This is a genomic window from Capnocytophaga sp. oral taxon 329 str. F0087 (genome assembly GCF_000213295.2).
Classification (GTDB): Bacteria; Bacteroidota; Bacteroidia; order Flavobacteriales; family Flavobacteriaceae; genus Capnocytophaga; species Capnocytophaga leadbetteri_A.
The window spans coordinates 11,302-25,333 of record NZ_KN390019.1; the positions used below are offsets into that span (position 1 = coordinate 11,302).

Here is a 14,032-nt window from a genome sequence, read left to right on the forward strand (position 1 = left end):
CCGAGTCAGTAAGTTTGCGGTTCAGAATTTAACATAGACCGATTCCCAAAGTCAATTAGTATGTAGCTAAATAGACACCTTAATTATAATATTCCCAAAATAACTGCTGATGAGGCGAATAAGAAACATTTTTTAAATTTAGAAACAGAAGAAAATGAACAGACATTTTAAGGTATTATTGACTATTTATAGTATATTTATCTGTACTATTGGCATAGCACAAGAGGATAAAAATTATAGAGAGACTCCTCTTACAGATATGGAAATTAAAAAACTTTTTCCTGCTGAGGTGTTGCAGCAGATAGGAGTTGAATTTCCTATATTTAGGGTGTATCCTTTTGAGGATAAAGATGGCAAGCAGTATTTGATTCTTACTGAAAAGGTGACAAAAGGGAATATACAGGACGAAAATAGTCTGAAGCGGTCTATAAAGGCTTTTAACGTATCTTTTGAAGTAGATAAGACTGTAAAAGTGCGATGGACTATTACTGATTATATTGATAAAGAAAGAGAGACCTCTATTTGGTTTTGGTCACGTTATTTAAGATTGAAAGACTTAGACAATGATGGTTTTGTAGACCCGATTGTAGTGTATGGGACGAAATCTATCTATGGAGATCATTTTGAAGAAGGTAGGGTAAAAATTCTGATTTATCATCTCGGGAAGAAAATAGTTATCCGTCATCAGAATTCGGAAATGGATGATGCAAGACACACCCAAGTGGATAAAAGTTTTTATGCTTTACCTCTTAGCATAAAGAAAAAGGTATATGATATAATTGATCTTCTGGAAGATAATGGACATGCTTTGTTTCTTTCAGAAGTAAAAGAACAAATTAAAAACTCATTGAAGACTCAGAAAAATACAACTTCTTCCTTTGATAAAGGTGAAACCATTGATGAATTTTTACAAAGAGCCAAAAAAGCAGCTTCTTCTAATGCTGAACTACAAAAGACGATAAACTTTCCGTTACGAGTAAGAGGGATTAATGATAAATCAGCTGTTTTTGAAGATAAATTTTATTCATTTGCAGAAATAAAGGATAATGTAATGCTATATGAAGGAACTTTCAAGGCAGGACTACTTTCAGCTGTTCGTATTTATCGTGGAGATTGTCAACTTTTTAATGATAAAAATTGCTTTGTAATAAAATCAACTGAAATTGGTCTTACTGAAGTTGTTCTTTTGAAAAAAGGCAAACGATATATAATAGTAGGAATAGAAATATTGACAGCATAATAATACTTACTAAAATTTCTATGATGTAAGTTTATGAAAAACCTTTACCTTTGCAAACAAATAAAACAAGATAGAACAATGAACAACCTACTCACCCATTATCCTGTAAATTGGATAGACGAATGAAGCTAAGCAGTAGCCACATTATCGCTGTGCAGGACTTTGTTACCGACAGCCTTAGATAAAAAATAACAATAAAAATTCTTAAGCTATGAAAAAAAAGAGAAATTAATATCTATTACCATTAATGATAAAACCTCAATTAATAATAATAAATAATAAATAATAAAAAATATGAAATATTGTGTAGTATTCTTGTTGTTCTTTCAGATGAGTTGGGCTCAAAAACTCATTACTGAAGATGATATTATAGAGAAAAAGTATGGCTTGGAAAGTGTCTTTTCTCTTAGGGCAGATGGTTCGCCCCTAAATGGTAGCTATAAAATAGCCCAAGGGATGGGGGAATATTACGAGGCTACTTTTGCCGATGGGAAGCTTAACGGTGTGGCTAAATACTACGACCGCAAGGGCTCTATCAATATGGAAGTAACTTTTAAAAATGGTAAGGTGGCAGGTCTTACCAGAGAATATTACCCTAATGGCAACGTGAAAAAAGAGGGTATTATAGAAGACGGTATACAGAACGGATTTTATAAAGAATACGCACCTTATGGAGCTATAAGGTATGAAATGAACTATAAAAATGGCGAGTTAGAGGGTAAATTTATAGAATATTCGTCAGGTAAACCTTCAAAAGAGGGGACTTATAAGAACGGGAAGTTAGACGGCGAGTGGAAAGAGTATGATGATGACGGCAAAGTAGTGGTTATAGAGCATTATAAGTTGGGCAAAAAGGAAGGGAAGCACTGGCGCACCTCGCTTTGGGATAGACGCAGTGGTATAAAAATGATCTCTACGGAGTATTATAAAAACGATGCTCCTGCTGGCAAATGGGAAAAGAAATTAGACACAGGTAGGCTGATAGAAACTCGCGACTACAAAGACGATGGTACTTCGGTGAGAAATAGTTATCACGAGAATGGTAAGCTCTATGAAACCAAGCACTACAAAGGCGATAAATATCACGGTGATTTTAAACGCTATGACGATTTGGGTATCCTCACCAAAGAGGGTAGTTATGAAAATGACTACATAAACTACGAAAAAGAGTATTACCCCAATGGGCAACTGAAGTTTGAAAAACATTTCAGCAATCGTGAGCCTGACGGTAAGTACTTGGCATACAATGAGAGAGGTAAGCTCCTCACCTCTGGTGAATACGACAAAGGCTATGAAAAAGGCTTGTGGAAGTACTATTCGCTTAAAGGGGTGCTTGAGAAAGAAGTCAATTTTAAAGAAGGTAGAAAAGAGGGGGCTTATAAAGAATATTACCCTTCAGGAGAGGTGTCAGTAGCAGGGCAATACGCTAATAATCAGAAAGAAGGGGTATGGAAATACTATACTGAGGCAGGGCAACTCAGCAAAGAAGTAGAGTATAAGGCAGGCAATCAGCAGAGCGTAACTAAATACGAGCTAAAAGAGAATTAGCAAATTTGCCCATTGTCAATTATTTTGTACCTTTGCGCCCAATTATGAATCAGAGCAAACGAGATATAAGAGCTTTCACTAAAGAGGAGCTAAGGCGTATTTTTGAAGAAAACGGCGACCAAGCCTTTCGTGGTAACCAAGTGTACGAATGGCTATGGCAGAAAGGGGTGCATTCGTTTGAGGCGATGACCAATCTGCCCAAAGCTACCCGCGAGATGCTTGATAAGCACTTCGTTATCAACCACATCAAAGTAGATGTGATGCAACGCAGCGACGATGGGACAATCAAAAATGCAGTGCGCCTACACGATGGGCTGTTGGTAGAGTCGGTATTGATACCTACCGATACCCGTACTACCGCCTGCGTATCGAGTCAGGTGGGGTGTAGCCTTAACTGTTCGTTTTGTGCTACGGCAAGGCTAAAGCGTATGCGCAACCTGCTACCCGATGAGATATTCGACCAAGTGCGGGTGATAGATGAGCAAAGCAAGGCTTTCTTTGGCAGACCGCTCTCTAACATTGTATTTATGGGGATGGGCGAGCCGCTGATGAACTATAACAATGTGCTAAAAGCCATTGACAAAATCACTTCAACCGAAGGACTGGGAATGTCGGCTAAGCGCATCACCCTCTCCACTTCGGGCGTGCCTAAACTCATAAAAAAGATGGCAGATGATGAGGTGAAATTTAAATTGGCAGTATCGCTACACTCAGCCATAGATAGCGTACGCACTAGCATTATGCCTTTCAATGAACAGTTTCCGCTATCGGAACTGCGGGAGGCTTTGCAGTATTGGTACCAAAAGACTAAAAACCGCATTACTTACGAGTATGTGGTGTGGAAAGGTATCAACGACCAGCGCAAAGATGTGGAAGCCCTCATCAAATTCTGTAAGTTTGCCCCCTCAAAAGTGAATTTGATAGAGTATAACCCTATAGATGATGGGGAGTTTCAGCAGGCTGACAGTCGCGCGCTCACTCTTTACCAAACGATGCTTGAAGAGGCAGGCATAACGGTGACCGTACGCCACTCGCGCGGCAAAGATATAGATGCCGCCTGTGGGCAATTGGCGAATAAAACGACTAAAAACTAACGACTAAATAATGGATATATTTCTGATAAAGGCGGCTCAGCTGATTCTGAGTCTTTCAATTTTGGTTGTCTTACACGAGTTAGGACACTTTATTCCGGCAAAACTATTCAAAACAAGAGTAGAGAAGTTCTTTTTATTCTTTGATGTGAAGTTTGCTCTTTTTAAGAAGAAAATAGGCGAGACCGTATATGGTATAGGTTGGCTGCCCCTTGGTGGCTACGTGAAAATAGCGGGAATGATAGACGAGAGTATGGATAAAGAGCAAATGGCTCAGCCCGCTCAGCCGTGGGAGTTCCGCTCAAAACCCGCTTGGCAGCGACTTATTATAATGATAGGGGGGGTAACCGTAAACTTACTCTTAGGATTTTTTATCTACTCGATGATACTCTTCGTGTGGGGGCAAGATCAGCTAAAGCCAGAGGGCATCAAAGAAGGGTTTGCGGTATCGCGCACTATGCGTGCATACGGATTTAGAAACGGCGATGTAGTGACTGAAATAAATGGTAAGCCTTTGGAGAATGTGAGCGACATCAGCAAGTATATCTTGCTTCGCGATGTTAGTCAGCTGACCGTAAAAGATAGCGAAGGCGCTATACGTCACCTTTCGCTACCTGACTCGATAGGCAAGATGCTTTTCTTGCGCGGCGAGACTTCGCCTTTCACCCTGAAAATAGCGCCTATTATCGACTCGGTGCTACCTAATATGCCAGCAGCCCAAGCAGGAATGCAGAAAGGCGATAAGATAAAGAGCGTAAACGGCGAGCCTATTTATTACTACTCTGACCTTATCCCAGCGATGAACTTAGTGCCGCAGGGGAGTCCGCTGCTGATAGACATAGAGCGCAATGGCACTGACCTACAGCTAAAGGTGATACCTACTGAAGGGCGCAAAATAGGAGTAATGGCTGCACAAGTAGATGATAAAATACAAATCACCCATAAAAATTACGGCTTAGGCGAGGCGTTTTCCCACGGTATAGGCTATGGCTACAATGTACTTCGCGACTATGTAGCACAATTTAAGTTCGTATTCACCAAAAAAGGAGCAAGCGAGGTAGGAGGTTTTGGCAGTATAGGCAAGCTCTTCCCCGAAAAATGGAATTGGTTAGCTTTCTGGCATATCACCGCTTTCTTATCGATAGCTTTAGCTTTTATGAATATATTGCCTATCCCAGCCCTCGATGGCGGACACGTAGTATTTCTACTATACGAAATGGTAACCGGCAAAGCTCCTAGTCAGAAAGTACTCGAATACGCCCAAATGGTAGGTTTCGTACTATTAGTATCGCTATTGCTTTACGCTAATGGTAGCGACCTGTATAGGGCAATATTTAAATAATTCAGAATTAATAACTCAAAACTCATAATTAAATACAATGGCTGAAGAAATAAAAGAACCACGCGCTAATAATTTTATCGAAAATATCATAGAAGAAGACCTTGCGGCAGGTTTTCCGGCGAATGCTTTGCGCTTTCGCTTTCCGCCAGAACCCAATGGCTACCTACATTTGGGGCACGCGAGCTCTATATGCCTTAACTTTGGGTTAGGCTTGCGCTATAATGCCCCTGTAAACCTCCGTTTTGATGATACTAACCCCAGCAAAGAGGAACAGGAGTATGTAGATGCCATTCGCCGCGATGTGCAATGGCTCGGCTTTCAATGGGATAAGGAATGCTACGCCTCAGACTACTTTCAAGAGCTATATGAGTGGGCAGTAAAGCTCATCAAACAAGGTAAGGCATATGTAGATAAACAAACCTCTGAAGAGATAGCAGCCCAAAAAGGTACCCCTACCATAGCAGGTAGCGATAGTCCGTATAGAAATACTTCGCCTGAAGAAAACCTTGCTCTTTTTGAGCGTATGAAGAATGGCGAGTTTGCTAACGGTACTTATGTGCTCCGTGCTAAAATAGATATGGCATCGCCTAATATGCTGATGCGCGACCCTATCATCTATCGTATAATGAACGCTTCGCACCACCGCACAGGCGATAAATGGCATATTTACCCTATGTACGACTGGGCACACGGCGAAAGCGACTACTTAGAACAAATATCGCACTCGCTCTGCACGCTTGAGTTTTTGCCTCATAGAGAGCTATACGATTGGTTCTTAGACCAAGTAATCCCCTCCCCAACCCTCCCCCAAGGGGAGGGAGGAACTCGCCCTAAACAACGCGAGTTTGCACGTAGGAATTTGAGTCACACCATTGTTAGCAAACGCAAGCTGTTACAATTGGTAACTGAAAATTATGTAGCAGGTTGGGACGACCCGCGTATGCCTACTATTTCGGGCTTGCGCCGACGTGGCTATACCCCTGAGTCTATACGCAAGTTTGCTGATACTATCGGTATTGCTAAGCGCGAAAACCTAATAGATGTATCGCTTTTGGAGTTTTGCGTACGCGAAGACCTCAACAAGAAAGCTAATCGGGTAATGGCAGTGCTCGACCCCGTAAAGGTAGTGATTACTAACTATCCCGAAGGGCAAGAAGAGTGGTTAGAGGCAGAAAACAACCCTGAAGTAACCCCTATGACCTATCGCAAAGTGCCTTTCAGCAGAGAGCTATACATAGAGCGCGATGACTTCCGCGAAGAAGCTGATAAAAAGTACTTTAGACTGAAGTTAGGAGGTGAAGTGCGCCTGAAGAACGCCTACATTATCAAGGCTGAAAGCGTAGTGAAAGACGCAGAGGGCAACATCAGTGAAATACACTGCACTTACGACCCTGACAGCCGCAGTGGTAGCGGTACTGAGGCGAGTATGCGCAAGGTGAAAGGTACGCTACATTGGGTATCGATAGCCCACGCAGTAGCTGCTGAAGCGCGCCTATACGACCGTCTTTTCACCGTACCAGAACCAGACAGACAAGAAGATAGTTTTCTGAATTATATAAACCCTGAGTCGTTAAAAGTAGTAACCGCCTACGTAGAGCCGAGCTTAACTACCGCTAAGGCAGGTGAGACGCTTCAGTTTCAACGTCTTGGCTACTTCTGCGTAGACCCTGATAGCACTGCTGAAAAACTAGTGTTTAACAAAACGGTAGGGCTAAAAGATACTTGGGAGAAGATAAAGAGCGAATAATAAAACAAAATACTTAAGAATGAGCAGACAAGAAATTATTGAAATTACTACCCGTATATTTGTAGAAGAATTTGAAGTAGAAAGCACTGCTATTAGTCCTGAGGCTAATTTTCGCGAGGGTTTAGGCTTAGACAGCCTTGACTACGTAGATTTGGTGGTGATTATCCAACAAGAATTTGGGGTCAAGCTTGTAGAAGCAGACTTTAAAGAAATCGTTACTTTTGAAGATTTCTACACTACTTTAGCCAATAAAGTTAATGCACAATAACCCTACTAAATGGCAAGGAAAATCAAAAGGTACGGTACTAGGCTACCGTATCTTTGTTTTCTTGATGAAACACTTGGGCATTTACGCTGCTTATTCGTTGCTTGTTTTCGTCGCCTTGTATTACTTCCTTACCGAATGGCAGTCCAACCGCTTTATGTACTATTATTTTAGGCATCGTTTGGGGTATAGTGCCCCTAAAGCCTTTTGCTCTCTTTACCTCAGTTACTTCACTTTCGGACAAACGATCATCGATAAAATAGCTATTTTAGCAGGCCTTGAGGAGAAGTATACCTATACTTTTGATGGTGTTGAGCACCTAAAAGAACTCTTAGCTAATCGGCAGAGCGCGATACTCATCTCGGCTCATATTGGCAATTTTGAAATAGCAGAGCCTTTCTTTAGGAAGATAGACCTAGAATTGCAAATCAGTACTGTTATTGCCGATATGGAGCGCTCGGTAATTAAGGATTATATACAAAGTATTTCGCAGAAGAAACCTTCGCATCAGTATATAGTGATAGCAGAAGATATGTCGCATATTTTTAAAATCAACGAGGCACTGGCCACTAATAAAATAGTATGCTTCACTGGAGACCGCTATTTGCAAGGCACGCGTGCGCTTAAAGCCCCTTTTTTAGGAGCCGAAGCCTCTTTTCCTGCAGGTCCTTTTCTCATTGCCGCTAAGAAGAAAGTACCAGTGGTTTTCGTATATGTTATGAAAGAAAAACATTTGCACTACCACCTTTATGCCCGTATAGCACACCCTGCAACCCCTGATGCCGCAGGATTGCTTTCGGCATATACTGACAATATGGAGCAAATGCTACAACAATACCCTTTGCAGTGGTTTAATTATTTTGATTTCTGGGATTTTTTAGAGAAAGAAGAAAGATGATGACACCCCCTATTACCGATTTACCGTCTGTTATAAGCCTTATTCCGCAGCGTCCGCCAATGGTAATGGTAGATGCCCTGCTAAGCTATACCGCTACTACTGGAGCCGCAGGACTGACTATTGCCGCTGATAATCTTTTTGTGCAGAACGGACAACTACAAGAGGCAGGGGTGGTAGAACATATAGCACAAAGCATTGCTCTGCACAAAGGGTATTATTACTATCTGCAACATCAGCCCGCGCCTATGGGCTATATAGGGTCTATCAAGCGTATGAGTATATACGCTCTACCCCAAGTAGGAGCTACCCTCACTACCGAGCTGAGTATTATTCAGGAATTTATGGGGGTTACCCTCGTAAAGGTACGGACTACCGTTGGTGAAGAGCTCATCGCTGAGGGTGAAATGAAGACCGTAATAGCGGAGAGTATTGATAATTAGCAATTACTTCAACCTATAAGCAAGAAAGTTTTGTGCTTTTAGCTTTTTTCTGTACTTTTGTCCCAAATAAAACAATAAAGAGATATAAAAATGGAACTCACTATAAATATCAACACACAGCAACCTAAAGTAGATGCCTTTTTAAACTTTATAAAATCACTTGATTTTATAGAGATTACAAATATTAAGAGCAATGAAGATAGGAAGCATTTACAGCAGAAAAAGTTTAAGAAAAAACTTTTTACAGCTTTAGATGAACTTAAAGATGCGAGAGAGGGGAAAATAAAGTTAGGTAATTTAGAAGATTTGCTCAATGAAATATAAATTTGGTTACCTTCCTTCGTTTGGTAAAGAATTAAAAGCTTTATCTAAGAAATATAAGAGCTTAAAAAAAGATTTTGAAGCTTTAAAAGAAGAGATAGAGAATAATCCAGAAATAGGCGTTTCATTGGGGGAAGGCATTAGGAAAATCAGACTTAACATCACCTCTAAAAATAAAGGAAAAAGAGGTGGAGCGAGAGTTATTACGCACGAAGTATTAGTTGAAATAGATAGTGAAGAGGCTACTTCTGTAGCCTTTGTTTCTATTTATGACAAGTCAGAATACGATACTATAGATTTGGATATTGTGAAAAAAATGATAAAAGAATATCGTGGAGAAGCATAATGTCTGTATTGTAATCCCTAGCTATAACAATGCTAAAACCCTTAGGCGAGTGCTTGAGGGATTGTTGCGTTACCCCTATCAGGTATTGGTGGTAAATGACGGTTCTACCGATGATACTGCCGCAATTCTAACTCAATACCCCTCCGTAACCACTATTACACACCCCAAAAACCAAGGTAAAGGCAAAGCCCTGCAAACAGGTTTTGAGCAAGCTCGCACAAAGGGGTATGACTACGCTCTGACATTAGACTCTGACGGACAGCATTACCCTGAGGATATCCCTGCTTTTATAGAGGCTTTGGCTGCTGAAGAGTCGCCTGTACTATTAGTAGGCAACAGAGATATGCAGCAAGAGGGAGTGCCTAAAAAAAGCAGTTTTGGGCATCGCTTTTCGAACTTTTGGTTCCGATTAGAGACAGGGGTAGCCTTACCCGATACGCAGTCGGGGTTCCGCCTATATCCACTGCATTTTATTCCAAAGAAATACTACACCCGAAAATTTGAATTTGAGATAGAAATATTAGTGCGCAGTAGCTGGTGTGGTATAGCCATTAAGCCAGTGCCTATCAGGGTGCTTTACGACCCTGCAGAGAGAGTCTCTCACTTCCGACCCTTCCGCGATTTTACTCGCATCAGTATCCTCAATACCGTATTGGTAGTACTCACCTTTTTGTACATCAAACCTCGCAACTTCTTCCGCGAGGCACGCCAAAAAAGTTTTAAACAGTTTGTAAAAGAAAATATATTAGAAAGCGACAGTAGCAAAGAAGTGAAAGCCTGTTCGGTAGCCTTAGGGGTCTTCTTTGGCATTGCTCCTTTTTGGGGCTTGCAAACCGTGCTTACCATCGCTTTGGCAGTCTTCTTCCGATTGAACAAAACACTCGCTTTTATCTGCTCTAACGTGAGCATCCCCCCTATGATACCGGTGTTGATACTCGCCTCTCTAAAAATTGGGGCTTTTATAACAGGCGGACAGGTATTGCCTGAAGGAGAGATAAATATGGACTACGTAAAGAGCCATTTGCTGCAGTATTTGGTAGGGAGTATGGTATTAGCTATTACGGCTGCGGTAGTATTAGGAGGGGCAACTTATCTGCTACTGAAAAAACGGCAAAAATAATTCTGAATAGAGGATTGTGAATTATTAATTATTTTTTATCTTTGCGCGCAAAATCATTCTAAATAAAAAGATATATTTATGGAAGCGTGTACTATTGCGCAACTCAAAAAAGGAGAGAGGGGCATTATCAGCAGTTTTGATGTAGATAAAATCCCGCTCAAACTTATCGAATTAGGTTGTTTTGTAGGCAGTGAAGTAGAGGTGCTGCAGAAAGCGACCCTCGGCGACCCTATCTATATACGTATGAATGAGGCATATCTTTCTATTAGAAAAGATATGGCGGCACTGATACAACTAACTACTAATAATAAGTAACATTGGCAAAATCTTCAATAAAAGTAGCTCTTATAGGTAACCCCAATACGGGGAAGACCTCGCTGTTCAACGCACTGACAGGGCTTAATCAGAAAGTAGGTAACTACCCAGGGATAACGGTAGAAAAGAAAATCGGACAATCGCGCTTGTGCGATGACTGCAAAGCGCATATCATCGACCTACCAGGTACCTATAGCCTAAATGCCAGCTCTGAAGACGAACGCGTGGCGGTGAATATACTGCTCGACCGCAAAGGGGAGTACTTCCCTGATGTGGTGGTGGTGGTCTGCGATGTGAATAACCTAAAGCAGAATTTGCTTATCTTCACCCAAATAAAAGACTTACACCTGCCTACTCTGTTGGTTATCAATATGGCAGACCAAATGGAGCGCAAGGGTATTAGCATAGATATTGACGCCTTAGAGCAATCGCTCAATACTAAAGTAGTACTTACCAGCACCCGTACAGGTGAGGGGATAGAGGCTCTTAAGAAAGCTATCAAAGCCTATGAACAGCTGCCTGTAGCGCCTTGTGTAGCAGTAGAACGACTTGATAAGGCGTATTTTGACCATTTATCTTCTCTTTTTCCTAATGAAAATACCTACAAGCTATGGCTTATCATTTCGCACAACACCTATATCATCGAGAATTATAAGGAAAATGACCTTACAGAGGTAAAAAACACCAAAACCGAGAGCGAAATACGCCGAATGAAGCAAAAAGAGACGATTATTCGTTATCAATGCATCAATGAGACGCTTAAGAAATGCTATGTGGTAGACCAGCACAAAGCACAAACGCTGCGGGCTCGCCTCGACCGACTGCTCATTCACCCTGTGTTGGGCTACGTTATCTTTGCCCTTATCCTATTAGTTATTTTTCAAGCTGTATTCACTTGGTCGAGTTACCCTATGGATGCCATAGAAGCAGGTTTTGACCATCTTATCAGTTTCTGCGAACGCGTATTGCCTGAAGGGGCGCTGACTGACCTGCTCACCAAAGGGATACTGAGCGGTATTTCGGGTATCGTAGTGTTTGTGCCGCAAATTGCTATCCTTTTCACTTTCATCTCGCTCTTAGAAGAGAGTGGCTATATGAGTAGGGTGGTATTTCTGATGGACAATATTATGCGCCGTTTTGGGCTGAATGGCAAGAGTGTAGTACCGCTGATTTCGGGGGCTGCCTGTGCCATACCAGCGGTGATGATAGCCCGCAATATAGAGAACTGGAAAGAGCGACTCATCACTATACTCGTTACCCCTTTTATCACCTGTTCGGCACGATTGCCGGTGTATCTTATCATCATCAATTTGGTAATTCCAGAAGGTGATTTTATGTGGATAAGCTATAAGGCGTGGACGTTTTTTGCTATGTATTTCTTAGGCTTTGCTATGGCACTGCTGTCAGCTTTTATTTTCGATAAAGTCCTAAAAGTATCAAAGTACAAGAGTTTCTTTATAGCCGAAATGCCTGATTATAAAGTGCCTATGTGGCGCAATGTCGGTATTACGGTGTATGAGAAAACCAAAGGTTTTGTGATGGGGGCGGGTAAGTATATCTTAGCCATCTCTATTCTCTTGTGGTTTTTAGGTTCGCACGGAATGGGCGAGCACTACCACAACATCGAAGCTACTGCCGATACATTAGCCCAAGAACAACAATGGGATGAAGACCAAAAGACACATTATATAGAGTCAGAAAAATTAGAATATTCCTTTTTGGGGTATATCGGCAAGGGGATAGAACCTGTATTTCGCCCGTTGGGCTATGATTGGAAGATAAGCATAGGAGTCGTGGCCTCATTTGCAGCGCGCGAGGTGTTCATTAGCACGCTATCGTCAGTCTACAGTTTAGGGGGCGATTTAGATATTGAAGAAGCAGAAGGCGAACGCACTATTTTAGCCAAGATGCGCAGTGAGTTGCGCCCCGATGGTACGCCGGTCTACACCCTTGGTACAGGTATATCGCTCTTGTTGTACTATGCCTTTGCGATGCAGTGCCTTAGCACCGTAGCTATCGTTCGCAAAGAAACTAACAGCTGGAAATGGACAGCTATACAATGGGTATTTATGACCGGAATAGCCTACATTAGTGCGATGTTAGCCTATTTGTTAATCAGATAATTTGTCTCTTATGAAAAAACTTGGGTTGGTATTTTCAGGAGGGGGCGTACGAGCTTTAGCACACGCGGGACTTCTGAAGGCATTAGATGAAAATGGTATACAACCGTCTATTATTTCGGGCACTAGCGGCGGGGCTCTTGTTGGGGGGCTGTACGCTTGTGGGGTAGCTCCAGAACAGATGCTCGATTTCTTCAAGAAGACGCCCGTCTTTAAGTGGTCGATGCTCACCTTTAAGAAAATAGGCTTAGTAGATAGCGGCAAATACACGAAGTTCTTTCAGAAGTATTTCAAATACCCGACTTTTGAAGACCTACGCATTCCCTTGTCAGTAGCGGCGACCAACCTGCTGACCGGTAAAGTAAAATACTTTAGCGAGGGCGAACTAATACAGCCACTGATAGCCTCTTCGGCATTACCTCCCTACTTCTCGCCCGTAAAGATAGGTGATGGACTTTATTCCGACGGAGGTCTGTTAGACAATTTGCCTATAGAGCCCATCAGAAAACGCTGCGAGGTGATTATAGGCAGTTTTATAAACCCGCTTGAAGTGATAACTGAAAACGAATTGACCAGCTCCTTTCACTTTATGCAGCGCATTTACAGCATAGCGATGGACGGCAATTACAGCCGTAAGTTTAAGAAGTGCGACCACGTATTCTTTCACAACCTGAGCAATATAGGGGTACTCGATACCAAAATGCTTGAGCGCGCTTACCAGTACGGATACGAACAAACAAATAAACAAATAGAGCTAATTAAGTCGTTAGTTGTTACTGATTAGCCAATTGATAAATTAGCAAATTAACACGTTAAAATTATGAGTGAAATTTCACAAATCTTATTTTTGGTATCTGATAGCTTGCTGATACCCGACATTATTGTACTATTGGTGCTCTTCGTACGAGCGCTGCTATTAGTAGGCAGTTTTTACAACCGCTTTATCACTAAGTACAAAAACGATAGACTCCTCAACGAGGCTATCAGAAACCTCACCCCCGATACGGTAGCGCAGTTCAAAGACTTGTTGCCCGAGCGCGACAATGCCTTGTACATACAATACCTGCGCGACTTCGTTCACCACACCCCTGATGAGGCGTATTATAATTATATGATTTCTAACTTCGAAAACGAAGCCGAGAAAGATATAGCCACCTCTAAGCTATTGGCTAAGGTAGGGCCTGTATTAGGGCTTATTGGTACCCTTATCGCTATGAGTCCGGCGCTTACAGGCTTATC

15 protein-coding genes are annotated in these 14,032 nt (G+C 41.8%); all 15 read left to right on the top strand.

What is annotated here, in order from left to right:
* Positions 1-154: 154 nt before the first annotated feature.
* Positions 155-1,240 carry a M949_RS01915 family surface polysaccharide biosynthesis protein gene (locus HMPREF9074_RS08270; protein ID WP_009390968.1) on the top strand — a complete coding sequence of 362 codons (1,086 nt, stop codon included), beginning with the start codon at positions 155-157 and terminating at the stop codon, positions 1,238-1,240.
* A 294-nt stretch (positions 1,241-1,534) separates the two neighbouring features.
* Entirely contained in the window at positions 1,535-2,788 is a 1,254-nt protein-coding gene (locus HMPREF9074_RS08275; protein ID WP_009390970.1) for a toxin-antitoxin system YwqK family antitoxin, read from the top strand.
* Between the two features lie 44 nt (positions 2,789-2,832).
* Positions 2,833-3,882, top strand: coding sequence for a dual-specificity RNA methyltransferase RlmN (gene rlmN, locus HMPREF9074_RS08280; protein WP_009390971.1), 1,050 nt, complete (start codon positions 2,833-2,835; stop codon positions 3,880-3,882).
* A 10-nt stretch (positions 3,883-3,892) separates the two neighbouring features.
* Complete coding sequence (gene rseP / locus HMPREF9074_RS08285; protein WP_009390972.1) at positions 3,893-5,221, top strand: RIP metalloprotease RseP; 1,329 nt, start codon at positions 3,893-3,895, stop codon at positions 5,219-5,221.
* Between the two features lie 37 nt (positions 5,222-5,258).
* Positions 5,259-6,968: a glutamine--tRNA ligase/YqeY domain fusion protein gene (locus HMPREF9074_RS08290; RefSeq protein ID WP_009390973.1), complete on the top strand. Its 1,710-nt coding sequence runs from the start codon at positions 5,259-5,261 to the stop codon at positions 6,966-6,968.
* 19 nt (positions 6,969-6,987) lie between these two features.
* Complete coding sequence (locus tag HMPREF9074_RS08295) at positions 6,988-7,236, top strand: phosphopantetheine-binding protein (RefSeq protein ID WP_009390974.1); 249 nt, start codon at positions 6,988-6,990, stop codon at positions 7,234-7,236.
* Positions 7,226-8,131 carry an LpxL/LpxP family acyltransferase gene (locus tag HMPREF9074_RS08300; RefSeq protein ID WP_009390975.1) on the top strand — a complete coding sequence of 302 codons (906 nt, stop codon included), beginning with the start codon at positions 7,226-7,228 and terminating at the stop codon, positions 8,129-8,131. The genes HMPREF9074_RS08295 and HMPREF9074_RS08300 overlap by 11 nt, the downstream gene beginning before the upstream one ends.
* Positions 8,131-8,571, top strand: coding sequence for a hotdog family protein (locus tag HMPREF9074_RS08305; RefSeq protein WP_034540253.1), 441 nt, complete (start codon positions 8,131-8,133; stop codon positions 8,569-8,571). Before HMPREF9074_RS08300 ends, HMPREF9074_RS08305 begins: the two co-directional genes overlap by 1 nt.
* Before the next feature lie 90 nt (positions 8,572-8,661).
* Positions 8,662-8,895 (top strand): hypothetical protein, encoded by a 234-nt coding sequence (locus tag HMPREF9074_RS08310; protein WP_009390978.1) that lies wholly within the window; start codon positions 8,662-8,664, stop codon positions 8,893-8,895.
* Positions 8,885-9,238 carry a hypothetical protein gene (locus HMPREF9074_RS08315; RefSeq protein WP_009390979.1) on the top strand — a complete coding sequence of 118 codons (354 nt, stop codon included), beginning with the start codon at positions 8,885-8,887 and terminating at the stop codon, positions 9,236-9,238. Before HMPREF9074_RS08310 ends, HMPREF9074_RS08315 begins: the two co-directional genes overlap by 11 nt.
* The gene (locus tag HMPREF9074_RS08320; protein ID WP_009390980.1) at positions 9,225-10,358 is read left to right on the top strand and encodes a DUF2062 domain-containing protein; all 1,134 of its coding nucleotides are present in this window, start codon (positions 9,225-9,227) and stop codon (positions 10,356-10,358) included. The genes HMPREF9074_RS08315 and HMPREF9074_RS08320 overlap by 14 nt, the downstream gene beginning before the upstream one ends.
* A gap of 78 nt (positions 10,359-10,436) precedes the next feature.
* Positions 10,437-10,673, top strand: a complete 237-nt coding sequence (locus tag HMPREF9074_RS08325) for a FeoA family protein (protein ID WP_009390982.1) — start codon at positions 10,437-10,439, stop codon at positions 10,671-10,673.
* Between the two features lie 2 nt (positions 10,674-10,675).
* Positions 10,676-12,796 carry a ferrous iron transport protein B gene (gene feoB, locus HMPREF9074_RS08330; protein ID WP_009390984.1) on the top strand — a complete coding sequence of 707 codons (2,121 nt, stop codon included), beginning with the start codon at positions 10,676-10,678 and terminating at the stop codon, positions 12,794-12,796.
* A 10-nt stretch (positions 12,797-12,806) separates the two neighbouring features.
* Positions 12,807-13,577, top strand: a complete 771-nt coding sequence (locus HMPREF9074_RS08335; protein ID WP_009390986.1) for a patatin-like phospholipase family protein — start codon at positions 12,807-12,809, stop codon at positions 13,575-13,577.
* A 36-nt stretch (positions 13,578-13,613) separates the two neighbouring features.
* Positions 13,614-14,032: hypothetical protein (locus tag HMPREF9074_RS08340; protein ID WP_034540254.1), on the top strand; the 419-nt coding region annotated here is incomplete at its 3' end.